Origin of the sequence: Erythrobacter sp. SG61-1L, from assembly GCF_001305965.1 — a bacterium.
Lineage (GTDB): Bacteria > Pseudomonadota > Alphaproteobacteria > Sphingomonadales > Sphingomonadaceae > Andeanibacterium.
The window spans coordinates 2,099,066-2,123,887 of sequence record NZ_JXQC01000003.1; the positions used below are offsets into that span (position 1 = coordinate 2,099,066).

16 protein-coding genes and 2 pseudogenes are annotated in these 24,822 nt (G+C 59.9%); 6 read left to right on the top strand and 12 right to left on the bottom strand.

Features of this window, described 5'->3' with window-relative positions; genetic code table 11:
• From SZ64_RS10355 to SZ64_RS10380, 5 genes are all read right to left on the bottom strand, one after another.
• Complete coding sequence (locus SZ64_RS10355) at positions 1-1,656, bottom strand: hypothetical protein (RefSeq protein WP_054530756.1); 1,656 nt, start codon at positions 1,654-1,656, stop codon at positions 1-3.
• A gap of 71 nt (positions 1,657-1,727) precedes the next feature.
• Positions 1,728-2,444 carry an IS6 family transposase gene (locus SZ64_RS10360; RefSeq protein ID WP_054530757.1) on the bottom strand — a complete coding sequence of 239 codons (717 nt, stop codon included), beginning with the start codon at positions 2,442-2,444 and terminating at the stop codon, positions 1,728-1,730.
• 107 nt (positions 2,445-2,551) lie between these two features.
• Positions 2,552-7,393 carry an autotransporter domain-containing protein gene (locus SZ64_RS10365; protein ID WP_054530758.1) on the bottom strand — a complete coding sequence of 1,614 codons (4,842 nt, stop codon included), beginning with the start codon at positions 7,391-7,393 and terminating at the stop codon, positions 2,552-2,554.
• A gap of 286 nt (positions 7,394-7,679) precedes the next feature.
• Positions 7,680-8,786 (bottom strand): LuxR C-terminal-related transcriptional regulator, encoded by a 1,107-nt coding sequence (locus SZ64_RS18600; RefSeq protein WP_156313609.1) that lies wholly within the window; start codon positions 8,784-8,786, stop codon positions 7,680-7,682.
• A gap of 98 nt (positions 8,787-8,884) precedes the next feature.
• A complete protein-coding gene (locus SZ64_RS10380) occupies positions 8,885-9,223 on the bottom strand; it encodes a hypothetical protein (RefSeq protein WP_054530761.1) in 339 nt (112 codons plus the stop codon).
• 351 nt (positions 9,224-9,574) lie between these two features.
• Here SZ64_RS10380 and SZ64_RS10385 point away from each other — a divergent pair, with 351 nt between their 5' ends.
• The 3 genes and pseudogenes from SZ64_RS10385 (at position 9,575) to SZ64_RS10395 (ending at position 14,067) form a co-directional block, all read left to right on the top strand.
• Entirely contained in the window at positions 9,575-10,282 is a 708-nt protein-coding gene (locus tag SZ64_RS10385) for a hypothetical protein (protein WP_054530762.1), read from the top strand.
• A 296-nt stretch (positions 10,283-10,578) separates the two neighbouring features.
• A pseudogene (locus SZ64_RS10390) lies at positions 10,579-10,839 on the top strand (transposase); the annotation flags it as partial.
• A gap of 456 nt (positions 10,840-11,295) precedes the next feature.
• Complete coding sequence (locus tag SZ64_RS10395; protein ID WP_082384536.1) at positions 11,296-14,067, top strand: G8 domain-containing protein; 2,772 nt, start codon at positions 11,296-11,298, stop codon at positions 14,065-14,067.
• 276 nt (positions 14,068-14,343) lie between these two features.
• Here SZ64_RS10395 and SZ64_RS10400 read toward each other — a convergent pair whose 3' ends face one another.
• Together SZ64_RS10400 and SZ64_RS19075 are read right to left on the bottom strand one after the other, a co-directional pair.
• Positions 14,344-14,670, bottom strand: coding sequence for a type II toxin-antitoxin system RelE/ParE family toxin (locus SZ64_RS10400; RefSeq protein WP_054530764.1), 327 nt, complete (start codon positions 14,668-14,670; stop codon positions 14,344-14,346).
• Positions 14,667-15,092 (bottom strand): type II toxin-antitoxin system ParD family antitoxin, encoded by a 426-nt coding sequence (locus tag SZ64_RS19075; RefSeq protein WP_347230275.1) that lies wholly within the window; start codon positions 15,090-15,092, stop codon positions 14,667-14,669. The genes SZ64_RS10400 and SZ64_RS19075 overlap by 4 nt, the downstream gene beginning before the upstream one ends.
• Between SZ64_RS19075 and SZ64_RS18935 the strand changes: the two are divergent.
• Positions 15,036-15,173, top strand: a pseudogene (locus tag SZ64_RS18935) (integrase); the annotation flags it as partial. The gene SZ64_RS19075 and the pseudogene SZ64_RS18935 overlap by 57 nt on opposite strands.
• A 135-nt stretch (positions 15,174-15,308) precedes the next feature.
• Here SZ64_RS18935 and SZ64_RS10410 read toward each other — a convergent pair.
• The 5 genes from SZ64_RS10410 to SZ64_RS10430 form a co-directional block, all read right to left on the bottom strand.
• Positions 15,309-15,797, bottom strand: a complete 489-nt coding sequence (locus SZ64_RS10410) for a hypothetical protein (protein WP_206742908.1) — start codon at positions 15,795-15,797, stop codon at positions 15,309-15,311.
• A gap of 369 nt (positions 15,798-16,166) precedes the next feature.
• Positions 16,167-17,081, bottom strand: coding sequence for a hypothetical protein (locus tag SZ64_RS10415; RefSeq protein WP_156313610.1), 915 nt, complete (start codon positions 17,079-17,081; stop codon positions 16,167-16,169).
• Positions 17,078-18,043 (bottom strand): hypothetical protein, encoded by a 966-nt coding sequence (locus SZ64_RS10420; protein WP_156313611.1) that lies wholly within the window; start codon positions 18,041-18,043, stop codon positions 17,078-17,080. Before SZ64_RS10420 ends, SZ64_RS10415 begins: the two co-directional genes overlap by 4 nt.
• Positions 18,044-18,081: 38 nt before the next feature.
• Positions 18,082-19,056 carry a hypothetical protein gene (locus SZ64_RS10425; RefSeq protein ID WP_156313612.1) on the bottom strand — a complete coding sequence of 325 codons (975 nt, stop codon included), beginning with the start codon at positions 19,054-19,056 and terminating at the stop codon, positions 18,082-18,084.
• A gap of 20 nt (positions 19,057-19,076) precedes the next feature.
• On the bottom strand, positions 19,077-22,121 hold the full coding sequence (locus SZ64_RS10430) for a TonB-dependent receptor (RefSeq protein ID WP_054530770.1): 3,045 nt from the start codon (positions 22,119-22,121) through the stop codon (positions 19,077-19,079).
• A gap of 329 nt (positions 22,122-22,450) precedes the next feature.
• Here SZ64_RS10430 and SZ64_RS10435 point away from each other — a divergent pair, with 329 nt between their 5' ends.
• Both SZ64_RS10435 and SZ64_RS10440 read left to right on the top strand, forming a co-directional pair.
• Complete coding sequence (locus SZ64_RS10435) at positions 22,451-23,959, top strand: HAMP domain-containing sensor histidine kinase (protein ID WP_054530771.1); 1,509 nt, start codon at positions 22,451-22,453, stop codon at positions 23,957-23,959.
• A complete protein-coding gene (locus tag SZ64_RS10440; protein WP_054530772.1) occupies positions 23,937-24,629 on the top strand; it encodes a response regulator transcription factor in 693 nt (230 codons plus the stop codon). Before SZ64_RS10435 ends, SZ64_RS10440 begins: the two co-directional genes overlap by 23 nt.
• Positions 24,630-24,822: the final 193 nt, after the last annotated feature.

Genomic DNA, 24,822 nt, shown 5'->3' on the forward strand with positions numbered 1-24,822 from the left:
TCAGATCAGCCGTGGATTCGCTGGCAAGTCCGAGCCCGACGGAGAGATAAGGCGGGTCAACCGCTTCTTCATCAGGGTCGGGAGTTCGGCGCGGTGATCAGGATCGAGCATCGCATTGGCAAGGTCATGTTGCAGTTCGATGGTTCCGCGACGGTGTTCGGAAACCTCCCATCGCGGCGCCAGCATCGGCCCGAGTTGATACAACGCATCAATCCGTTTGTTATTCTTGTTCCTACGCCCTTCCTGCAACTTGACCAGATATGACCAGTTTTCTGCGACACTAAGGGTCCGCCGGCTATTCTCGCTGAGCGCTTCGAGGGGAACGCTGAAAGCGCACAGCGCGCATTCGGATGGCGAATGGCTGAGGCGGATGGTTCGGAAGAGCACCGCGATACTCTCGACGGCGTCCCGCACTTGGAGGCCGCCGCTCGGCGGCTGAGCATCCTCCCAAAACCATGACGCACCATCGCGCACGCCATCGGACTGAGATTTGATTGAGATCACGCCGCTTATGAAAGGTTCCTCGCCCGCGAAACGGCTGCGTCTGAAGATATGCTTTAAGTTTACAAGCAGGTTGCGCGTGATGCCCTGTGAAAGCTCGACCATCGTATCAAAGCCCGCATAAGGCAGGCGGCGCGCATAATCGTGGAACAGCTGAGCAAGGATGTCCGACGAGAAATAAGAAATGAGGTTTGCAAGATTGCTGCCGGCCTCCCGGTCACCTTGATCTAAAGCGCGCGCCTGGCTTCCGACCTCAAATGCGAGCGACACGGCATCGTCGGAATTGGCGGGCCATAGTTTGCGATATTGGAAGGTGGCCGCCTTCTCCAAGAAGCGGTGTTTTGGCACTTGGAGCGCATCAATGATAGCGGTGACCGTAGGCTCGTCCAATTCAAGATTGGACTTGAGATCTGTCGCCAGCTTCCGGTGATAGGGTGCGAGCTGATTCTCTTTAGGCTTGGGAAGGTGGCGATCGACTGATCGCCAATAATCGCGGTTATCCAGCTCTTCGAAATAAGGATCGATCGTAGTCTGCGCAGCTGCGGCGTAACCCACCCGCTCGAGTCGCTTCGCGACTAGGCTGCGGACAAGCCCGTCATACTGCTCGGGCTGCTCGCGAAGGAGCTCGTCCAAAACAACTCGCTCATACTCCGCACCGCGACGGATCGGCTCACCCGAGCCAGTCGTCTCGAAGGTCTTCATTCCGTATAATCGGCCTCCAACGCGGATTGTCGCGCTGCCACGCCGATACCGGATCAAAGAATTCAGGAACCGCTGTTGATCAGCGGTGAGGTTTTCAACTTCATCGATCAAGTAAACGAACAGTACGTCGTGTAAGTCATGGGCATGGCGAGATACGAGATCGGGTATCCCAAACGCCAGCCGTCCGGCGGAGAAGGTAATATCAAAAAGCGGACGTTCGCCGCGAAGGCGGCTGTTATTGACGACGCTGTCGATATTCTTCCTAGTACGCGTAAAATGCTCGAGAAGTTCATCCAGATTTGATGGGGCCACAGTCGGCTCTACATCGAACAATTCGACAACCGCGCTGACGAATTTTGGTTCCTCGAAGACCAGCGATTGCGATCGAGCGCAATCGCGAATTGTAGCCAGCAGCGCTGTCGCGAGCCAAAGCTCGAAATAGTGCGCGAACACGAGGCTCGGTGCTGTCAGTCTAACCGCAACTCGTCTCCGATCGGCGCAGCTCGATCTTTGAGCGCGTATGCCTAGCCCATGAGGTTCTGCCACTCAGCCAGTGCGGCTGAGCGGCGGATCTTGTAGGACTGTCGATCGAGGAGGTGACGTTCTGAATTAAAATGATTGTGAACCGAGGCATGGACCGAGGCGAACTTCTGAAGAGATTTCATCCGCCGGAATCTCAGCATCGCCCGCTCCCGTCTTCGAAGGGGAAGGTGACTATTTTCAACCCGATTGTTCAACCAGCGCCCCATTTCTCGCCGATCCAGGTTACCCAGTTCGCGCATGGCCACCGGATATGAGCGGAGCCCGTCGGTGACGATTGTTTCGGCCCGGCCATGCCGCTTCAGTGCCTTCTTCATGAACGCCAAAGCCGCAGTTTTGTCCCGTTTCTTGGTGACGAAGGACTCCAGTATCTCACCTTCATGATTGACTGCACGCCACAGGTAATGCTGCTCACCGTTGATCTTCACGTACATCTCGTCAAGGTGCCAGCGCCAGTGGGTAAAGCTGCGCATCCGGCTTGCCCGCTGCCGACGAATATCTGCCGCAAACAGGGGGCCGAACCTGTTCCACCAAAACCGCACCGTCTCGTGGCAAACGTCGATCCCGCGCTCGAAGAGCAGATCCTCGACATTCCTGAGCGAGAGCGGAAACCGGACGTACATCAGCACTACGAGACGGATCACTTCGGGCGAGGAGTTGAAATATCGGAACGGGCTGGCTGGCTTTCTAGCTCTGGGCATGACCGTGCCCTACCCCAATCGTCCTACTTTTCAATCAGGTGCGTTTGGTCTGACAGTGCCCCTTCGGGGTTTGGTGCGACTTGCAAAAGTTCACCTGACAATCCCAATTAGAAGGCCACCCTACCGGTGATCCGTAAGCCATGAGTGGTACGATCCAATGCCAGCGTACCGCTATAAGCAACCCCTATCCACAGATTGCCGGACGTGTAACCGAAACCAGCTTCGATCTCCGCAGAATCTTCTGGGACCGAGGCGCCCAGCAGGGCGAAATTGCCTCCACCGGTTGCGAAGGCGGCCGCGAAGGGCTTTTCACTTCCGTCAGAGGCATGGTTCCATGCCGCCGAGGCAAAGGGCTGGAAGCCCGGCTTGTTCGCGTTCAACCGTGCCTTCGCGCCAAGGCTGAAGAAGGTGATCTCCTGATCGGTCTTCGCCAAAGACAGGGCGGCATTGCCGCCGGTTTCCGCAAAGGCATCGCTGCTGGTGCGGACATGGGCCAACCTGCCGAAGGGGGTGAGCGCGACATTGCCTACCATTACATCGTAGGCCACTTCGCCGAAGACCTGCACCGTATTGGCATTGCGGCTAGAAGCCAGCGTCTGTGCCAGCGGGGCAAATTCAATCTCGCGCACAGTGTCGATATCATGCCAAGCATAGGAGAGGCCGAGCATGCCGTGGAAGCCGGAGCCGGTGCCATAGGCGATCTGCCCGGCAAGGTAGGTGCTGTCGGCTTCCGCTTCATCGGCATGACCGTCCAGCCGGAACTGGCTGTTGCCGAGACCGACCGAGACGGCTGCGGCAAAGCCGTTATTCGCATAGCCGATACCGGTCACCACCCCTGAATGGTCATTATCCATGGCCAGACGCCCGGCGCTCTCGCCGAAATCTCCCCAGCCACCGAAAGCCGCGCCCCAGGCGAACATTCCGGTCTTCTCCGGCGACGTCAGGCTGAGCAAGGCATTGCGCAGATGCCTGCTGTCATCGTTCAGCCCGCTGACAGTGCTGGCCAGAATTTCGCCGGACATGTCGCCGAAGGCGGTTTGAGCGCCCGCTGCGTTCTGCACAAGGACCGCTTCAAACAGGGGATCGTCAATTCCGCGGGACTGGATCGCCGCCGCGACGCTGGCCTGATTGCCGCCAATCGCCACATCCGCAAAATCGATGTCACTGCGATAGAGCGACAGGGTCACCGTATCGCTTGTGTAGCGCAGCAGGGGGTCGAGGAAGGCGAGATCGGTGGTTACCGTGCCGAAGGTCCCTTCCACGCCTTCGCCGCCGGTCAGGATCACATAATCGGTGCGGGGGCTGTAGCGGCCTTCGGCCGCCATCACAGCCACGGCAGCCTCGCCGTCAATCGTGACGTGGCCTGTCGCATCGACGCGGTCAGCCTGCCCTGCGGCATTGACTTCAACTTCATAGAGCGAACCGGCCGCGAAGCTCAGACCGCCATTGACGGTCAGGTGGCCGATCGAATTGCCGGGGGCCAGCGCCCCGCCGGAATTGATGGAAGCGGAACCAACTGATCCGTTGCCGCCCAGCGCGCCGCCGTCATTGACCGTGACGTCGGAGACAATTGAGCCATTCACGGCAAGCTTGCCGCCATCGACCGTGGTCGGGCCGGTATAGTCGCTATCGCCCGACAGGTTCAGTGTGCCGTCGCCCGTCTTGGCGAAACCGCCGCTGCCGGAAATCGAACCGGCGAACTCGCTGTTGTCGTCCTGATCGACGGTGAGCTGGTTCGATCCGAGCGCCACCTGCGCACCGGCTTCGCCGGACAGGCCGCCAATGGTCTGATCCTTCCCGGTAATGTCGAGCGAGCCGCCATCACCCAGGTTGAAGCTGGTTTCGGGATCGATCGTTCCGCCGATCCGCACCGCGCCGCTGAAGATGTTGGTGATGCCTTCGAAGGCATAATCGCCCATGAAGGTGAGGGTGCCATCCCCCAGCTTGTCGAGCGTGCCAGTGCCCGAAAAGGCGCCGAGAAAGTCATAATCGTCGGAACGGTCGAACACGAAGCGCCCGTCATTCACGATATCGCCCGAGAAGCTGCCTTCCGTGCCGCCGGTGCCGAGCTGGAAGTAACCGTCGCCCGCCGTCACCACATCGCTGGACAGGCTACCGCTCAGGATCAGGCCTCCATTGGAGATGATCGTTTCGCCGGTATGGGCAATGGTGTCGGTATCTACCGTGAAGACAGCCTCGCCGATCAGTTGCAAATTGCCTGTGCCGCTGATCGACAGTTCGTCGAGTTCGGAAAGGACATCGTCAGCGCTGAAATTCAACACCAGCAGGCCATTGGTGACGACAGTGGTAGTCAGGATCGGGGAGGTCGTTTCATTGGCTTCAGGCACTTCATTGACCTGCAGGGCCGCGCCTTGGCCAATGGTGACGGCACCAAATTCGCCGACCGAGTTGAGCGTGGACCAATAACCAGCGGTAACCTGCAGTTCTTCGAAACCTGCCGCTGCCGTAAGCTGCTGTGTGCTGGTCTGCGTTGCGGAGCTGCCCTCCAGGATCAGGCTGTCTTCACCGCCGCCAGCGTCCACCAGGCCTGTGATCGCGCTGCCGGTCTTGAGCGTGACCACATCGTCGGCCGCGCCAAGCTGGATGGCCACGCCGTCCCCGCCGGCAAGGATGCCCGAATTGGTGATGGAGCTTTGAATGTCGCTGACGATGGCAGCGCCCCCGCTGCTTTCGATCATGCCGCTATTGACGAAGATCGCCGCCAGACCCGGCGTTTGCGCCGCATCGCTCTCAATTACAGCGCCCGCTGCCTCACCGCTGATCCGGCCCGCATTTTCGATGCTGCCGCCACCGGACAGAATAATGCCGTAGCGATTGCCTTCAATCGTGCCTGCCTGATTGTTGACAACGCTCGCGGAGAAATCCGCGCTATCCTGGCCTTCATAAGCGAACATGGAAATGCCGTCCGCCAATGCGCTGGTCTGGCCTTCGATCCGGCCACTATTGGTCACGATGCCGCCGCCGATCAGGCGGACGCCGTCATCATTGTCGCCAATGATCGTGCCGGAATTGCCAACATTCGTACCGATAGCCAACCCGCTGTAATCACCGCTGTAAGGGTCCATATAGGGCGCGGTGGTGATACCGAACCGTTGGCCCGTGATGGTGCCGCTGTTGGTGACTGTCGCGGCCCCGCCTGTGATCGTGATGCCCGCATCGGGGTAGAAGAAATCGTCCGTATTGCTGCCATCGCCGCGGATCGTTCCGGCGTTTACGATGGCGGCCGTCCCGTCGTCGATGCGGATGCCGGATGCTGCGCCGGTAATCGTTCCGCCTGTCTGATTTTCGACCGAGGTGTGCCCGTCAGCCATGTAGCTGGAGTTTACACCGTCACCGCTTTCGCTGGTGATCGTGCCGCCATTGGTCAGCACCGCATTGGCAAGGCCGTCAAAGGCGACACCATAATAGCCGGTGCTTTCAATCGTCCCGCTGTTGCTTACGGAACCTTCGACATCGTCAAGCTCGAGCGAGTTCTGAACCACGACACCAACCGTCCCACCAGTAATCTCGCCGGCATTCTCCACGGAACCGCCGGCAATCAGATTGATGCCGAACCGGTTACCGGAAATGGTGCCCGCTGCGGAATTGGTGACGCTTGCGGAGAATGCCTCCGTATCCTGTTGCGGCAGCATCGCGACGTAGACGCCATCGACCGTCCCCCTGATCGAACCGCTGTTGGACACCGAACCCCCGCCTTGCAGGCGCACGCCGGTGCCGTTCAGTGCCTCGATGGTTCCGCTATTGGTCACCGCCACATTCATGGCGCTGTTGACGTATTCGTTGGGCGAAACCTGCAGGGCCGCCGTCGTGATCGCATTGGTTCCACCGCGGATTGTTCCGCTGTTGTCGATCACCGCATTGGCGCTGGAGATGTTGATGCCGACCTGGGTCTGGCTCTGGATAAGGCCGGAATTGTTGACAGTCAGCGTGCTGGTATTGGCCACGATGGCATTCCCGCTGGCGAGAATTTCCCCTTCTTCGCCATTGTTGATCGTAAGCGTGCCATTGGTTTGACTGCCCACGATGCCCATCACCGATCCGCTGATCGTTCCGTCATTCTGGATGGTGACCGTTTCGAGCGCACCGCCGACGACAACGCCGAGCATTCCCTGAACGGTTCCGTCATTGGTCAAGGTCGCATTGCGGCCTTCCTGCTCTGGGGTTGCGCCCAGCTGGACTGCGGTGGGAACCAGCGCACCGGGCACCATGGGGTTGTATTGTCCATAGGCGCTGATCGTGCCGTGATTCTCGACAGTGCCGCCACCGGTCAGGATTGCGCCGAAAGTCTCCCCAGTGATCAAGCCGCCGTTGTTATTGACGATCGATCCCACACCCTCCGCGTCTTCGGCAATCGCGTCGGAGAATTCCGAAATGGAAACACCGACGCCGTTGACGCCGCTCCCAAACTGGCCGTTGGCCCCTCGGATCGTACCGCTGTTGGTGACGCTGCCCCCACCCACCAGTGATACGCCCGAACCTGCCTCGCCGCTGACCGCGCCGCTGTTGACGACAACAGTATTTGCCGCGCGGGCTTCAGGCGGCAACTCATCGTCATTTTCGTCTTCGCTGTAGAAGTGCGAAGTGATGATGCCGTTGGCCGCGCCGCTGATCTCTCCGCTATTGGTGATGCTGGATCCGGCCTGAGCAATGACTATACCGCCGCTGGGGCGGCTGCCCATTTCGAGTGAGCCAGTGCCTTCGCCCCGGACCGTCCCGGCATTGTCGACGACAACCGCGCCATTGTCAGCATAGATGCCGATATCGGTGCCGGAGATTTCTTCGTCCTCGGCAACGGTCACTTCCAGAATGTCGGGCTGATCGTTGTGAATGCCGAAGGATTCCGCCTGCGCGGGTGACGCCAGTTGCAGGGCGGCAAGCCCGGCAATTGCGCTGGTGGTGAGCAGAAGCGACTTGGAAATGGAAGACATGATCTCAAAGGCCCCGTTTAATTGTCGATGCGCAGGTCGAACATGCCAGGGTACGTACAGTCCCGGTCCGGCTCCATTCGCAGCGCTGATCGCGATCCAAGGAGGTGGGGGAGCCTCCAGCCATTCGGGGTCGCATCGAAAGACTGGAGGCAGGATTTACCGCCTTCCGGCCATGCGCGTTGCCATCAGGCAGCTGTGCACGTCAGGAAGCCGGGCGTTCCTTGCACCCTCGGCCACAGAACTAATTGGGCTGTCGTAATCCCGTCATCCCCCGCATGGGGGATGATCAGGCAAATATCGGGGCTAGCAGGCGGATCAGCGCGGCCTCGTTATCGATGCCGCATTTCTGATAGATCTGCTTGATCTGGCCACGCAGCGTTTCCGCCGTAACTTGCCGTTCTTCGGCGATTTGCGCTCGGCCCTTGCCTTCGAACAGGCGCAGGGCGATGTCCGCTTCTGCCGGGCTCAGGCGATAGATTACCGACAGGAATTGCGTTACCCCCGCGCGATCGCGCCGGGGGGAATTGGCAATCAGAATGATATGGGGCAGTTGGCCCAGCGACCATTCCCTCTCCGGCAAGCGGAACCCTTCGATCATTAACGGCGGCTGCCCGGCGCCGGAGGCAAGCTGGGTGCGCATATGCGCACGGCCGCCATCCATGATGAGCTCGTCAATCAGACGGCGAAGCGAGCAAGGCTTCCCAGCGGCATCGATGGTCTTGCCAATTTTCCTGACGCTGCCCGACAACAGCAGCGCCTCGGCGGCAGAGGTGTAGGCCAGCAGCTGGCCGCGCGCGTCAAGGATGAACGCGTTGATGGCGATGGCGTCAAACGCGCCGGCCAACAATTGCGCCTGCTGGCCTTCCAGCTTTTCCTGCAGCCGCGCCGCGCGCTGTGCCGCTGCTGCAGCCTGTTTGAACACAAGCCGCTGGTCAGGGGTGGTTCTGCCATCGCGACGGCTGCGCAGAGTTGCCAGACCTATTACACCAAAATCATCGATTACTAAGTTTGCTTGGCATCCGAATGGAATATCCACTTCCTCACACCATTGGACATAATCGTGCGATGCAAGAGAACATATTGCCTCATCATAGTGCTTCTCATGTAGGAGCTCATCATAGCAGCCACGAGAAATGTAATAGTTCGATGCAGAAACGCGGAAATTGAATTCCTCTTTATACCAACCTTGCTTGGCAAAAAAATCAGCCAATCCATCATCAAAATTGGTGAAGATGTTGAACAGAACCCCCCTCGCTCTGCCGACACCAATTAGTTGGCCTGACCTCGAACCTGTATAGCTCGCCATTGCGTCCAGTCCTGCATACCACTTTTCTGGCTGCAACGCGGCCTGCATGAACAGGTCATTCCAATCAGGTTGGTCTTTGCGCCCCATTAGGTCTTCATCCGATCGAACGCCAATGTGGCTGACGATCCCAGAGCCCGTCAATCGCTAACCGCTTGAAGGGTGGCACAAAAGTAAACTGAGTCCGGTCAGCGTTTTTTCTTTGCCGTAGTTGCGGTGAAATCCGGATCCTTGTTCGCCACCCAATCGACAAATTTGCGCACGGCGGGATTTGCCAGCAAAGCCTCTACATCCAGCCCATGGCGCTGCAGTTCGGAATTGGTGAAATTGGCGATCAGCGTTTGCTGGCAAATCGGATGCATAGGCACGACATCGCGCCCACCCCGGCTCTTGGGGACGGGATGATGCCAGACAATGGTCTTGCCCGTGGGCCGGCCACAGAGCCAGCAAGGCACAACCGCCTCCGGAGCCTCTTCCTCACGGTGCGATTCTCCATAGGGATCATGCTTGGAATATTTGCGGGCCATGCGTCTGCCTGAATTGCCTGAACTTGCGCTCTCAACCCTATAGTGGCTGCGGCCGGCATTTCCGCACTATTATCTTAAACCCGGATGTCCGGGAGATCGCCAGATGCCCTCGCATATGCGCCTGCACCAGCGTCTCGCGTCTCTCTCCATGGCACAGCTTGGCCGGTGCAGTGGCCACTTCACCTCACCGGTCACTGCTCGCGCTATGAGGCATCGGATGCTCTCTCAGCGAGGCCCTTCCAGCTTTGCTCTGGACAGGTCGTGACAAAATAATGGGTATCGGCCGAATCACAGTGATCGGCTGATCGCCAGCCCAGTGCGGTGATCTTCTCCGTTTGAAGGCATCCGATTATGGACCTTGATAGCCCCACCAACTCCGCCCCTACCACTGCATGCAATATCACTGCCAGGCCGGGTTATGAGCTCTGCGACATTGCAGAGGGCAACGCTTACCTGGTCAGCGACCACTGCGCCTTCGCGCAACTGGCAATTACCGAGATTGGCAATGCCGAGTTCCCGCTCGACCAGCGCCAGCAGGCTCTCGATACGCTGTGCACCTCGACCCATTGCGCGCTCGTACTGAGCGGGGCCCTCGCAAGCGATCCTGATTATGCTGGAGACGCCTTCGCCGGGATCGCGGAGATCTTCACCAAAATCGATAGCCTTGTGACCAATATGCTGGAAAGCAGCGTGCTGAACGCCTTCGGGTCTGACGAAGAGCTCGAGGAGCATATCGGCCCGGCTCGCGAACTCACCGACAATCTCGATCTTTCGGCACAGGCAATCGAGCTGGCGTGCGAGATCGCATTCGCCTGTCAGCGTCAGGGGCGCGATGTCGTGCCCATGGTGCTTGCCATGCGGTGGCTTGCCATTCTCCTTGCAGGAATTGGTGGCAATTCCGTGGTCAGGTTGAAGTGTGAGAGGTTTACTCCGGGCGAACAGCGCGCCGAGATGATGATCTCGCTCAAGTCGGCCCAGGTCGGGGCGCAGATCTATCAGGCCCTTCAGCGTATCAACGCCTCGTGGGAGAATGGTACCGAAGCGCCCTGCCGCACCTGATTGCACCGGCAGATCCCGGCAAGCAGGATCACAAGATTGAAAAGACGGGCCCCTTCACATCTGAAGGGGTCCGTTTTTCTATATGAGAAGCCAAGACACATGATCGCGTGTCGGTACAGATAAAACGATGGCTTCGCGGTCTGCGAGAGTCGTCTTGAAGCAGCGTGAATGAATGCAAAGGACGCCGTCCAATCGCATGACCTCCATCCTCGCGGTGACCCTGTCCCGTAAAATGCCTCCAGTGAGAATAAGAGAAATCTGGCCAAATCGAAGCTGACAAGAGCCGGAAGTTTTGCATGAAGAAGTCGACGTTCACGGGCGAACAGATCGCACTTGTGCTGCGGCAGGCCGAGGTGGGAACGCCGGTTGCCGAGGTTTGCCGGAAGATGGGCGTATCGGAGGCGACCTACTACCACTGGAAGCAGGTTTATGGTGGGCTTGGTCCATCGGAGCTGCCCAAGATGCGCCAGCTTGAGGAAGAAAATCAGAAGCTCAAGCGGCTCGTGGCGGATCTGTCGCTGGATAAGGCCATGCTCCAGGAAGTTCTGGCAAAAAAGTGTAGCGCCTGGTCGGCTCCGCGAGATCGTCCATTGGGTGCAGGATTGTTATCGGGTGGCCTAATGAACAAAGAGCAGGTTTCAGGGATCCGATCTGAGTTGCTGAACAGCCGCTATGTCGGCGCAGTTGGACTAACGAAGTGTGACGTCGCCCCCGCAACAATGTCCCCAAATTCTCTTCAAAAAGTCCCGGTCAATCCTTAGAACAACTGTCGGATTTTCACCTCCGCACGGTAGATTCCAATACACCTCAGCGTTCGCCATCGCGGCTCGCCAGCTTTGCCAGGCTGGATTCCTCTCCGGCGGAAGCCTGACCGTCAGGTGCACCATCTCGACCATAGAGAACTCCGTTTTCACTCATTATTCCCTATCTCCAAGCCCACGATTGCGTACCCAGCCTAAGAGAGGTCTTGGCAAAGCGAGCCATCCAAGGCACGCTTATTGCCAAAATCAAAAATGGCGGACATGAGGTTCCGCTTGGGAGGGAAGTATTTCATGATTACGCACTCTCGCCTGCACATAGTCTCGTGGCTTTTGTCGGTATCAGCCCTGCTTGGCGCGGGTTCGACCGCCGCCGCGCAGGATCATGCCCATGCCGACATTCCGGCAGAGGCGCCTGCTTCGATGCGGTCGCTCAGCTGGTCCGATCCCTCCGCCTGGCCGGATGGCAAGGTTCCGGGCGAAGGCGATGTGGTGACCATTACCCGCGACATGGACGTGCTGCTCGACGTCAGCCCGCCAGCGCTGCGCAGCATCACGGTGCAAGGCAAGCTAACCTTCGCCGACGAGCGCGATCTCGACCTGGTCACCGACTGGATCTTCGTCTCTGGCGGGGAGGTGCAGATCGGCACAGAGGACCGCCCGTTCCAACACAACGCCAAGATCACGCTGACCGACGCCGTACCGGGTGAGGACGTCAACACGATGGGCGACCGCGGTATCATCTTGCTGCGCGGTACGCTCAACATGCACGGCAACCGCGATCACACCTGGACCAAGCTGTCGAGCACGGCAGAGGCCGGCGCCACCAGCATCGAGGTACTCGACGCCTCCGAATGGCGCACGGGCGACGAGATCGTGCTCGCCTCGACCGACTTCAATCCGCGTCAGGCGGAGCGCCGGACGATCACTCGCGTGAGTGGCAACAAGATCAGCTTCGCCGAGCCGCTGGTATATATGCACTACGGCGAGATCACTTTCGGCGTCGATGAGCGCGGCGAAGTCGCTTTGCTGACGCGCAACATCAAGGTGCAGGCCTCCGAGGATGCAGCAGAAAGCTACATCGGCGGCCACATAATGGCGATGGCCGGCTCGAAGCTCTATGTCGACGGCGTGGAACTCAACCGGATGGGCCAGCACCTCACGCTCGCCCGATACCCGATCCACTTCCACATCCTGGGCGAAGGCGCAGGCATGTATGTCCGCAACACGGCGATCCACGACACCTACAACCGCTGCGTCACGGTGCACGGGACGGACAATCTGAAGATCGAGAACAATGTGACCTACAACACAGTGGGCCACTGCTTCTTCATGGAAGACGGGATCGAGAAGGGAAACCAGTTCGTCAGGAACCTGGCCATCCAGACCAAGTGTCATCCGACATTGGACTGCGTGCCCATGAATCTCGCCGCCAACGGAGAGAAGGTCTCCCATTACGAGAGTTTTGCGGCCGAAAGGCAAGCCAGCTTCCACAGTGGAAACACTCTTCTGCCTTCGGACAATACGGTGGCATCCTATTGGATCACCAACCCGGACAACAGCTATATAAACAATGTGGCGGCCGGTTCCGATCAGATCGGCTTCTGGCTGTCAATCCCGGAACACCCCAATGGTGCCTTCCAGGGTACGGAAGTCAGCCTCAATACCTGGCCGCGCCGTACGCCGCTGCGCGAATTCAGGGGCAACACAGCCCATTCCAACTTCGACGGGTTTCTGATCGACCGGCACATCGACCAAGACAACACCTTTGGGCTGGCCTCCATTCCGTTGCTACCTTTGACCGATCCCACCGATCTGGAGAGCGACGTGATGGAGACGCACTTCGAGAACCTGACCGCCTACAAGAACCGCAATGGCGGTCTGTGGGGCCGGGGAGACCTTTACGCGTACAGCAACATGAAACTTGCTGACAATGCCATCGGCATGACGCAGGCCGCCGGCGATATCGGGAGCCTGCCTTTCAGTTCACGTCTGGTTAACTCGCTGGTCGTGGGCGAGACCGACAATATCGGCAATCCCGCGACGCCGGAGGAGATCGCCTATGGCCGCAGTCTGCCCAAGCCCTCCATCCCGGACTTCCCCATCCGCGGCTACGAATATTACGATTACCGCGACGATGTGGTGAACACGACCTTCGTGAACTTCCAGGACAACGACCAGCGAAAGACAGGAGCGCTGTCCTTCCTGCTGTTCACCAGTGCGGGGCTTAGTACCGGAAGCACCATCAGCGGTGCTGAGTTCGTCAATGCCAAGCCGGTCTATTTTCCGAAGTACGATTCCCGGTTTGATAACGACAACCGCGGCGGCGACGCTTATCGGACCCTGTCCTTCCGCGACCTGGACGGTTCGGTGACCGGCATCCCCAATTCCCAGATCCTGCTGCACGACGGCGAAAATGACAGCGTCGCCACCGACGACAGCTGCGAGATTCATCCCAGCTGGAACGCTTCCGTGTGCACAGGCGATATCGGACGCTTGAATCTCTCGGACAGCAGGGGCGAGCTTCCAGGCGCAGTCGATCTAGAATCCCGCACCGCCCGGTTCGCCCTGCTCGCTTCGCTGGGCCCTAATGCCCCGGACACGCCCCTTGTCCGGGCCCAGCGTGCAGCCCTGTTCTCCCCCCGTCCTCCGCAGGCGCCCATCGCGCTCGTTCGCAACGGCAAGGAATTCAAGATCGCGGGCGACCAGAGCACCGTGCGTGCCGGCTCCGAGATCCAGGTAAAAACCGAAAGGCCGGAAGTCACTCTCAGTCTGGCCGAAATGGACGAGGGTTCATGGGTCGTGTTTGAATTGCCGGGTTTCACCAGTGCAAATTCAGGAACGGAACAGGGCAGCATGGACGCATTGCGCAATGCCAACGAGACTTCCTATTTCAGGGGTGGAGACTCCCTCTGGGTCAAGCTGGTGGCCAGTGCTCCGATCCTGCCAGTCATTCGTCCAACGGATCTGCAAGCTAGAATAGCGGTCAGCAGGGAAGGCCGCGGCGGCTCACGCCCACACAAATAATGCGACGGCGGACTGCTGGAACTGGTACTGCTCTCGCGAGGAAATTGCTTCACCGCGAGCGCAGCATACCGCGCATCATCCTTCAATGCGCAAGCCCCTCTCAGGAGGGCTCCATCGCGATCGCAAGCGAGGACGATCTCTGCCTAGCTCTTGATCGGCTCACGCAGGGCGTAACATAGGAAGGGCCTAACAGTTGGTCTGACAATGCAAAGCAACTCTGATGACCAGTTTCAACGGAGCAATCTGAGCCAGCGAAAGGCCGACTTGTTGGCGGCTTCAATCATCTACATCGGTCAACCAAGCTGGCATGTCCAGCCTGGCATGAAGCACGCGCCAGACATCCACATGGGTCTCGAATTCAAGGTAGAAAACGAGCCAAGGGAACCTTTTCAACCCTATGGTCCTCAACCCTGGCAGGTTCAGATCATGCGCCCACCGCGTGGATCCTGCCGCGGGCATTTCACCGATAAAGGTATAGGCTTGCTCAAGTGCATCAATGAAGTCGGCTGCCACATCCGCGCCGGCTTCGTCCGCGTAATACTCGACCGCGAGATCGACGTCCGCATGCGCTCTGGCGCGCGGTATAACCGGTTTTGCAGTCACGCTCTCGTGCGTTGCGTCACTCGGTCACGGAGGCCTTGGAAATATCCAGCATCGACCGGCGCGGTGGCTACAGAACTGGCGCCTTCCAGGAGCATTTCGCGAAGGCGCTGCATGTCCTGATCCTTGCGGATCAGCTCCCGCACATACTCGCTGCTTGTGCCATAACCACGCATATTGATCTGCTGGTCCACAAACGCCTTGAGGGCATCCGGAAGCGAGATGTTCATCGTGGCCATGGGCCGTGATATAGTGAGTTTGGCAAAATTTGGCAAGCTGTCGCCCTGCTTAATAGCGGGATATGGTGCCATTCCGATATCTTCTGACAGCCAATTCTGGCCATCGGAGTACAACCATGGGAAATTCAGACCTCGATCTACAAAGCCACAGGTAATATTCGCGCTGTGCAAATCCTGCTCGGTCATACCAACATCGAAAACACCATCAGATATCTCAGCGTAGATGTCGATGATGCTTTGACGCTGTCCGAACGGACTGAAATTTGAGAATTCCGGCTTCCTGAGATCTCCGGGTAGCCGGTTCACCATATGGACGACAGGCAAGGATCAACGAGTGCTTCCAGGCCCGAGAACGGTAACAATGTCGGCGGAATCTGCCTCCGCGACCCGACACCAAAATTCTCAAGGCCTGCGAGCCGCTTGGGCAAAGTCCAGACTGATCCGCTGCCCTGACAGCCCTAGCCTGCGCACATCTGGCAGTCTGGACGCTTCATAAGATCGCAATGCCGCAACCGGGTCGGTCCGTAATGCCGCACCATCAAGAAACCGGGCCAGGGCCATTGCGTCTTCAGCGGCGGTCAGGGGGAAGCCGAGCAGCAGGTAGGGACCTGCCTCCAGAAACTCGAGGTGCGGCGGAAAGCGAACGGAGAGCGCTGATTCTTCCGCAAAGCCCACCCAGGCGAGATAATGTGCGAAAGCGGCATCGGGGCGTTCGGGGCACATTTGCCGCCGAACGACGCTCTGATAGCCATCCGCGCCGACCATCACTGACCCTTCGAACCGCCGATTGTCGGAAGTCAGCGCCCAGACATGCCCCTCATCCTGACCAACCAGTTCAACACGGGCATTCTGCAGAATCTGGATTCCAGCTTCTTCAGCCGCGATCCGCAATCCGCCAATTTACGCCGCGAGATGTGCCGAATGTTCTGACGACGGACAAGTGAAGGTAAGTGGCGGTGCTGCCAGGCTAACCGAGACTCGTCTCCACTGGCGAGATTTTTCAAGCAGAGGGCTGTGACCGAGGAAGAGCACGCCGTGCCCACCGCCGCGGCATGAATTTTCAGGTCAGCACTTCTATGCGATCTGAAAAATTTGGCAGACAACACCGCTATTTCACACTCATCCTGCGTGCGGAGGCCGCAACGGTGAGCCCAGGTAAATCCTCCAACAAAAAGAAGTCCCCCGGAGCAGGGTAAGCTCCGGGGGAGGGAGGGTGAGAAGGTGCCGTAAAGCGACCTCCTCTGGTGAGTTCGTGGCCGGCTACCAGCCGGAAGCCATGCCGTAAGGAACGGTGTTCAGAACCGCCTCAACCTCGCGGATCTTCCCCCCCGTCACCTTGAACAATTCGAAGATCTGGAATGTATAGGGCCGGTCGAACGGTGCAGGGACCTGCATGGTGGTGCCGTCGCTCAGGGGCACCGACTTGACCGTGCCATTATGGTCAAAGAACAGCATGGCCATGACGACGCCGGTCTGCTCGTCGACTAGATAGCGGCGGTCACGCAGGCCCGTGATGAACTTGGAAAAGCCCGTGGCGAACTGTTCCTTGCAGTTCATCTGGGGAATGCCCTCGGCAATGCCGTCCGTGGAGGTCGTCTGCATGCCGTTCTCAATCCGCAGGCAGGCATCGTCAAAGGGCGTCAATGTGTCGGTCATCCGCTCGAGGCCCACGAAATAGCTATCCGCCACTTCGAGCATCCGCGCACGCGGGATCTTCTCGCTTTCCTTGAGCTTTTCGAGGAAGCCGGGGCGGACCTTCACTGCCTCCTGCTTACCCATACCGTTCGGATCCTTGCGCGAGACGACTGCCTCGATCTCGGAAATGACCTGTCCGTCGAGCCTGATGCGGGCAGCGAGCAGAGCCGGCTGGCCGCTCTCGATAACCTGCGCGAACAGGCCCACTTCCTGGCGTCTCACATCCGGCACCACGATCCGGTATTCACCCAGCCTGTCGGCAGTCTGCCACAGGCCGTCATGCAGAGTGAGTGCCTGGCCATTTTCAGTGTAGCGAACATCCGCCGCGACGGTGAGCGATGCAGGCGCGCGGCTGGCCACTGCCTGGAGATATTCCGCAGCCACGCCGTTCAGGCATTCCCGGTCGCACATGCTCTGGGCAGCGGCGGGCATCGCAACAAAGGCGAGCATCCCGCCCGCAAAGGCAAGGAGTGCTCTCATGGCCGGTTGTCTCCCGGAAAGGCATCGGACGTGCGATAGGGAAGCTCCACCATCACCGCTTCGATCTGCTTGATCTGGCCGTCCTCGATCTTGAACAATTCGGAGACCTGAACGTCGAAAGGCCGCTTGGCAGCAGCGATCATGGGGCGAACGCTGCCATCCGCGCCGCGCACTTCGGTCAGCGTGCCGTCATGGCGGAAGCGGAAGACGCCGAAGACGAGCCCCCGCTCCGGATCGACGATGTGATAGCGGCGCGGCGAAATATCGGTGATGTAGTTGAAGACGCCTGCCTCGATCTGGTCGTGGCACCCCATCGGCTGCGTCGGGCCATTGGCACCGGGAACGGCCAGCTGAGGATTGTTGGTCGTCTGCACGCCATTCTCCACGCGATTGCATTTCGCGTGGAAGGGCGCGACATCGCCATCACCCTGCTCGATTGCTTCGAAATAGGTGTCGGTGATCGCAATCAGCTGTTCGCGCGTCATCCGCTTTGCAGGCGGCACCACAGAGAGGAAGTCCGGGTTCACCTGCGTCTGACCGGCATTGAGGAAACCGTCATTGCGGACCACCAGAATTTCGCTGTCCGCGATCTGCGAGCCCGCGATCTTCAGTCGGGCCATGGCGAGGACAGGTTCGCCCTGCTCTTCCAGATTGAAGAACGCAGCCACTTCGCCGGTCTGCGGATCGGCAAGGACATGGCGATAACCCTTCAGGCCGGAAATCGTCGCCCACAGCCCGTCGCCGGGTTTGACCAGCATCTCGTTCTGGGTGTTGCGGGCATCGACAGCGAAGGAAATCCTGCCCGGCTGCCTTGCCGCCAATGCGTCGAGAAAGCGGTTCATCTGGCCGGAAAGGCAAGACCGATCGCAGCCCGGCTGCGGCTGGGCGGGTTGGGTTTGAGCCGCAGCCGGGCTGGCCATCGCAGCAGCGACGGCAATGCCGGCCATCAAAAATCGTTTCATTTCAAATCTCCCGGAATTTCATGAAGGCCTGACCAAGCTCATTCGGCTGGCCAGTTGGGAGGCATGCCGTAGGGAACCGAGGTCATCAGCGCCTCGATCCGCCGGATCTTTCCATTCTCAATCTTGAACGCCTCGCCCATGCCCCAGCTATAGGGCCGGTCCACATTGGTCTTGATCGTCCGCCCGTCTGTCAGCGTCACTTCCGGTATCGTGCCTGAGTGATCGAAGAACACGAAAGTGAAGACAGTGCCGGTCTCGGTATCGATCAGCGGAAAGCGCCGGTCGCGAATGCGGTCCACGAATTGGTAATAGCCGAGTTCGAACTGCGCCTTGCAGCCCAGTTGCATATATTCATAGGCAAAGGGCGGGTCCTTGGCATTGGGGTCCAGCCCTGGCAGCGCGATCCGCTCGGTCTGGTTAGTGGTGCGAAAGCCGTTCTCCACCCGCTCGCAATCGTCGGCGAAGGGATAGAAGCCCCTGCCGTCATTGCGTTCCAGCCCCGTGAAATAGGCATTGGCCGTATCGCGCAGCGCCTTGCGGTCCATACGCTCCGCTTCGGGCACGCTGGCCGCCCAGACCGGCTCCGCGCGGCCCATCGCATCCAGTCGATCGGGCGCATCGCTCGCCGCGCCCAATTCGGACCGGGCGACGATAGTCTCGATCTCCGACACTTTGCCGTTTTCCACCTTAAGGCGCGCAGTGAGCACGGCCTTGCCCCGCCCTTCCCGGATCGTGACGAAGGAGGCGACCTGGCCGGTCTGCGGGTCGACAAAATCGTGCCGATAAGTGCCCAGCCCGCCGATCGTCCCCCATAACCCGTCGCCCACGGACAGGACCTGCCCGTTTTCCGTGAACCGCACGTCGGCGGCCAGACGGGCCTTTGCCGGATCGCGGGCCACCATCGCGTCGAGATAGCCGGTCATGAAGCCCTTGAGGCAAGCGTGGTCACAGGCCGCACCTCCCTCGTCCGCCATGGCCGGGACCGAGGCTCCGGCCATGAGCAGGGCCCCCATTGCGATTGTCCCGAGCCTCATCAGAACTTCACTTTGGCGGCAACGAAGTAACGACGGCCCAGCGGGTCGTAAGTCCCCGAGTCCGTATTGCCCGGCAGACCGCCGAACGTCGCTTCCGGCTCTACGTTGAACAAATTGTTCACGCCGGCGTTCAGCGACAAATTGTCGGTCACATCGACGCTGCCGAACAGGTCGAAGCGGCTATATGCATTCACGCCGGGCCCGCCGAACACATCAGCCATGCCGTCCACATAGTACCAGCGCAGGCCCAGCGACTTGCCTTCCTGCGACCAGGTCAGCGTGGTGTTGGCCTTGATGTCCGGGTGGGCACCGTTATTGCCCGTCGCGCCATAGCCGATCGTACCGTCATAGGGCACGAAGGCGCTGCCCGGCGCACTCTGCACCTTGAAATCGATCAGGTAGGACAGCACGGTGTTGAGGCTGAGATCGCCCGCATTGCCGAGGCCGAACTTCATGTTCAACGCAAAGTCGATACCGCTGGTGCGGATGCCCCCCAGGTTGAAATACGGCGTGCGCACCTGATCCGGCGCGCCCGAGGACGAGTTGCGCAGGATTTGCCGGCAGTTCTCGTTGGCAGGATCGAACGCGGGATTGTCGCCCGTCACATTGAAGCAGCGCGCGAACACGATATCGCCCGAAGTGGTGCTGATCGCATCGTTGAGCGAGATGTTGTAATAGTCGATCGAGGCCGAGAAATTGTCGACGACATTGCCGATGGAGCCCGGAGTGAACACAAGACCTGCCGTATAGGTGTCAGCCTTTTCGGGCACCAGATTGACGTTGCCGCCTTGGATCGCCTGCACACCGGCAAAGGTCGATTTATAAGTGTCGATGATGGAATTCGGCACGCCTTGGGCAAGACACAGGCTGCGGATTGCGGCACCGTTGGAGCCACCACGCAGCGCGCTGTCGAAATTGCAGGGGTCTTCCGCACCCAGCAGAGCGGGTGCCGGAACGTCGGGATTGAACAGTTCCGTCACGTTCGGCGCGCGGATCGCTCGCTGGTAGCCGCCGCGCAGTCGGAAGGAGTCCGACAACGCCATGTCGAGATCCGCCTTGTAGGTGTGGACCCCGCCCGAATAGGCATAATCCGAATAGCGCCATGCCAGCGAGAGATCGAGCGACTGGATCAGGCCTGCATCCTTCAGCAGCGGTATCGCAGCCTCGGCGAAGACTTCGGTCGCTTCGGTGTTGCCCGAGACCGGCAGGCTCAGGAAGCTGCCCACCTGGTCGGTCGCGGCGGGATCGGGCTTGTAATCATAGGTGTTGCGCCGCCAGGCGCCACCCACCAGCAGGGAAACCGGCCCCGCAGGCAGATCGAACAATTCACCCTGCAAGGTACCTTCGACCACGTCCTGCTTGAGGACGGTCAGATTGCTGGGATGAATCTGGAGGAAATCCAGACAGCTCTGGTCGATCGCCCCATTGCCGAAGATGTTCAGCCCGTTGGGACAGGGAGTGGAACCGTCCCCGGCCTTGTAGGAACGTCCGCCATCATTGACCGCGCTGGCATAAGCAGGGTTGGGGAGCAGTGCATTGCTGCCATTGCCGCTGGGAATGTAGGGCGCGACATAATTGCCTTCACCATCCGAGCGCGACGTCAGTAGCGCCTGAATCCGCGAGAAGCTGGCCCCGCCCGATTCCTGCGTGGTACGAATTTCGGTCTTGCCGTGCGATCCGTAGATGTCCCAGTGCCAGCGGGAATCCCCGAACTCCCCGCGCAGACCGGCGACGATCTGGTAGACGGAGTTGTTGTAGGTGGTCACCGAAGTGCCGGTGGCCAGCCACAGCTTGCGCATTGAGAACGGTGCGTCCGGATCGGGCCGCGACGCCAGGATCGTCGCCAGATCGTCCGGTATGAACGCATTGTCCACCGGCACCACCGCCGTAGTTCCCTGTGTCTGCAGGCCGGCGCCGTAATTGGTGGTCGACTTGTAGTCGGTATACATCGCCTGGACATAGGCGGTCACATTGTCCGTAATGTCGTACTCGGCCTTGCCGAACGCCGAATAACGGTCGGTCGGAGAAGTCAGCAGCTGGAGCGTGCCGAGATTATAGGCAATCGCGTTGCTAAAGGGCGACAGGACATAGGCATCGTTCAGCGGCCCGCCGTAATTGGCTGCGCCGAACTGGGAATAGAGGCTGCCATCCGCGTTAAAGCTCAGGACATTGCTCGCGGCCACGGTTCCCGCCGCGACACCGTAATTCGAGAACACCGAGTTAAGTACCGACTGATCCGGCAGATTACCTGCATCGGGGACGAAATTGCCTTCCGGCAGCAGGTCCGATCCCCAGGGCGGCGCGCCCAGCGCAAAGGCGCGGCGATAGAAATCGCGATTGTTGAAATAGGCTGCCCCTCGATGGAGATATCCTACTCCGAAGACCACGTTGCCGCGGCCATCGGCAAAGTTGGAGCCGAACAGCGCATCGGCGACATATTCCTCGCCATCGCCCTTTTCCGTGACGTTGTATTGGCCACTTACTTCCAGACCTTCGAAATCGTCGCGCAGCTTGAGGTTCACCACGCCTGCGATCGCGTCCGAGCCATAAACAGCCGAGGCACCACCAGTGATGATCTCCACCGATTCCACCAGCGCGGCGGGAATCGTGTTGAGATCGACAACCAGCTGCGACGTGGAGGGCTGGAGGCGCCGACCGTCGGCAAGCACCAGTGTGCGGTTCGCACCCAGGCCGCGCAGATCCACCGTGGCACGGCCTGTGGGCTGGCCGCTACCGGTCAACTCGTTCGCGCCCGGAGTAAGCTGCGGCAATTGCTGCAGCTTGACGCCCACCGTCCCACCGGCCTGCGCATCGAGGAATTCGTCGCCGACCGTCACGATCGGACTGGTGGCGCTCAGGTCCCGGCGAAGCAGACGCGAGCCGGTGACGATGATGTCGCTGGTTTCGCCGGCTTCGCCCGAGGCTTGCGGATCGGCATCTTGCGCCGCCGCACTGCCTGCCCATCCGCCGACACCCGTCAGCACCAGCACCAGGATGCTGGCCCTCGCCGCGAGGCGGCCACGCGCACCTTTCCAGTCACGCATTCCATATCTCCCTGTTTCAGCCCGTTGTTTGTCAGGCTTTGTTGATCCAAGCTTATGCGCAGGAGACGATGAAAGGCGCCAAACGGACGAATTAACCAGCGATGAGAGGCAGATTAAGTTTTCATTACAGCTCTCGCGAACGTGAGGGAGATGGGAGAACGGGATTCGGGAAATCCGGCCTCAGCGAGGCACAACCAGCCCCATGGAGAGCTCGAATTCACTGGACCAGAACCCTCCGAAACCGCCTGACTGCCACGGTCGCCGGGACGCTTCTTGTCATCCTCGCACTGCTCGCTGTCGCGTGGGAGGCCGCCAACAGTGCCGGCCAGGTGGTAGAAGAGGCCGCCCGCATCCACCAGCGCACCCAAGCCTACTCCAGACTGCAGGTCGCCGCCGACGAACTCCAGCGGGCTGCCTATGCGGCAGTGCGCGTTCAGGGCCCGACCCAGGAAAAAATCCTGAGTTCCGCCCGCAGCGAATATGACGCCGCACTGGCGGGGGTGCTCAGGCTGCCGGTCCAGAACGAGCGCGAGAATGCCCTGCGCGACAAGGTGGGCCACCAGGGCAATGCGGTCAGGGCGCTCTTCTCCTCCGCCGGACAGGTCGTGAGCGCGGTTGACCGGTCGTGGCAGGATGCCGGCTCCAACGCTGCCTTGCAGGAAGTGGATCGGCTGTCCGCACCCTATTTTGTGCTGGTGAACACGATCACTGAGGAAATCCGCCTGGGCGATCGCGAATTGCGCGCAGCGACCGACCGGGCCGGAGCCTTGCGAACGAGCCTCGCCCTGGTTGGCGTGATCGGCTTCTTCCTCAGCGCGATGTTCGCCGGGCTTTCTCTCATGCTCGTGCTCACGCGCCTTTCCCCCGGCCTCAAGGCATTGGAGGATGGGGTGCGCAGCGTCGGGCAGGAAGGTGCACAGCCTGAGAAGATCGCGATGCACGGCCATGACGAGCTGGCCAGGCTTGCCGGAGCGTTCAACGTCATGACCGACCGCCTGCAAGCCCAGCAGGCGGAATTGAGGAACATCTCCAGCGGGTTGGAAAGGGCCGTAAGCGAGCGAACCGCCGAACTCGCCCGCGTCCACCACGAACTGGAAGATCAGGACCGCAAACGGCGCGAATTCATCGCCGAGATCAGCCATGAACTACGCACGCCGATCGCGATCATCAGGGGCGAGACACAGGTGGCGCAGCGGGCCCTGTGCAATAGCGGCCATGTCCCGCCCGCCGCACTCGAACGGATACTTGCCCAGACCCGTCATCTGGGCCGACTGGTCAACGATCTGTTCCTGCTGGCCAAGGCAGAAGCCGGGGGGCTGGAACTGCATCGGGAAAGGCTGGACCTCGGGCAGCTTGCCGCCGAAGTCGCCACCGATTTCGACCCGATCATTGCCGCCAAGAACGGCACTTGCCGGCAATCGCTGGCTCCGGGCGTGGTGGTCGATGCGGATCGCGACAGGTTGCGCCAGATTGTCGCCGCCCTGCTCGACAACGCCTTGCGCCATACGCAACCAGGCGTGAGCATCGAATTGACCCTCGACCTCGATAATGAAGGCAAGGCGATCCTCGCCGTGCGGGACGATGGCCCCGGAGTGGACGAGGAAACGCTCGCCCGCCTGTTCTCCCGCTTCCAGCGCGGGCGCGGCAATAGCGACGGATCGGGTCTGGGCCTGTCCATCGTGAAGGCACTGGCGGAAGCTCATGGAGGAAAGGCCGTGCTGCGTTCACAATTTGGCCAAGGGTTCGAGGCCACGATTACTCTTCAATCAGTGCGCGACCTGCCCGCGCGCCTGCCCGGTTCGGAAAGTGTCGAGAATGTACAATCTGCTGGTCGTTGACGATGCCGAACGCGTGCGGGACTTCATCCGCGAAGGCCTGATTGCGGAGAATTATTTGGTCGAGACTGCCGCCAATGGCGAACAGGCGCTCGCCCTGGCACAGGAAACCGATTTCGATCTCATCATCCTCGATCTGATGATGCCAGTCATGGATGGCCAGACTGCCTGCCGCTTGCTGCGCGAACGGGGCGACCAGACGCCGATCATGATGCTTACCGCCCGCGACGGGATAGGTGACAAGGTGCAAAGCCTGCGCGGTGGTGCGGACGATTATCTGGTCAAGCCTTTCGACTTCGACGAGCTTCTCGCACGGGTGGAAGCTCTCGTCCGGCGCTATCGCGGTCTGAATGAGGAAGCCGATGCACGGCTTTCGCTGGGCGACCTGCTGATCGACCGGGAATCCCATACCGTCCATCTGGCCGGCAAGGAGATCGAGCTTACCGCCAAGGAGTTCCAGATCGTGCAACTCTTCGCGGAAAATGCCGGCAAGCTGCTCAGCCGCTCACGCATACTCAACAAGATCTGGGGTTATGACGCAGACCCCATGACCAACGTCGTGGACGTCTATATCAGCCGCATCCGCGACAAATTCGGCTGGGACGCTGAAAACGGACCCATCAGAACGCTGCGAGGCGTCGGCTACCGCTTCACGCTTAGCCACAGCCAGTGAAACCTTAGCCCTGAAACGGCGCTGTCATCCTGAAATTTGACCAAGTTCAGCCAATCCCGGAATTGAACCGGCGCCAACAGCAAGACGGACAGTGCCTTTCTGCTGGCCCAAGGAGATTAAGGCGCCGTACCCCTGAGAACACCGTCGAGCCGCTTCCTCGATGTCCGGCTCGCCTCAAACATCGGCCTGGCGA

What these genes read in the sequence shown, in the direction of transcription:
- SZ64_RS10360 (WP_054530757.1), bottom strand. Translation starts at nt 2,444, where the DNA reads ATGCCCAGAGCTAGAAAGCCAGCCAGCCCGTTCCGATATTTCAACTCC.
- SZ64_RS10365 (WP_054530758.1), bottom strand. Translation starts at nt 7,393, where the DNA reads ATGTCTTCCATTTCCAAGTCGCTTCTGCTCACCACCAGCGCAATTGCC.
- SZ64_RS18600 (WP_156313609.1), bottom strand. Translation starts at nt 8,786, where the DNA reads ATGGGGCGCAAAGACCAACCTGATTGGAATGACCTGTTCATGCAGGCC.
- SZ64_RS10380 (WP_054530761.1), bottom strand. Translation starts at nt 9,223, where the DNA reads ATGGCCCGCAAATATTCCAAGCATGATCCCTATGGAGAATCGCACCGT.
- SZ64_RS10385 (WP_054530762.1), top strand. Translation starts at nt 9,575, where the DNA reads ATGGACCTTGATAGCCCCACCAACTCCGCCCCTACCACTGCATGCAAT.
- SZ64_RS10395 (WP_082384536.1), top strand. Translation starts at nt 11,296, where the DNA reads ATGGCGGACATGAGGTTCCGCTTGGGAGGGAAGTATTTCATGATTACG.
- SZ64_RS19075 (WP_347230275.1), bottom strand. Translation starts at nt 15,092, where the DNA reads ATGACCGAGCAGGATTTGCACAGCGCGAATATTACCTGTGGCTTTGTA.
- SZ64_RS10415 (WP_156313610.1), bottom strand. Translation starts at nt 17,081, where the DNA reads ATGAGAGCACTCCTTGCCTTTGCGGGCGGGATGCTCGCCTTTGTTGCG.
- SZ64_RS10420 (WP_156313611.1), bottom strand. Translation starts at nt 18,043, where the DNA reads ATGAAACGATTTTTGATGGCCGGCATTGCCGTCGCTGCTGCGATGGCC.
- SZ64_RS10425 (WP_156313612.1), bottom strand. Translation starts at nt 19,056, where the DNA reads ATGGGGGCCCTGCTCATGGCCGGAGCCTCGGTCCCGGCCATGGCGGAC.
- SZ64_RS10430 (WP_054530770.1), bottom strand. Translation starts at nt 22,121, where the DNA reads ATGCGTGACTGGAAAGGTGCGCGTGGCCGCCTCGCGGCGAGGGCCAGC.
- SZ64_RS10440 (WP_054530772.1), top strand. Translation starts at nt 23,937, where the DNA reads ATGTACAATCTGCTGGTCGTTGACGATGCCGAACGCGTGCGGGACTTC.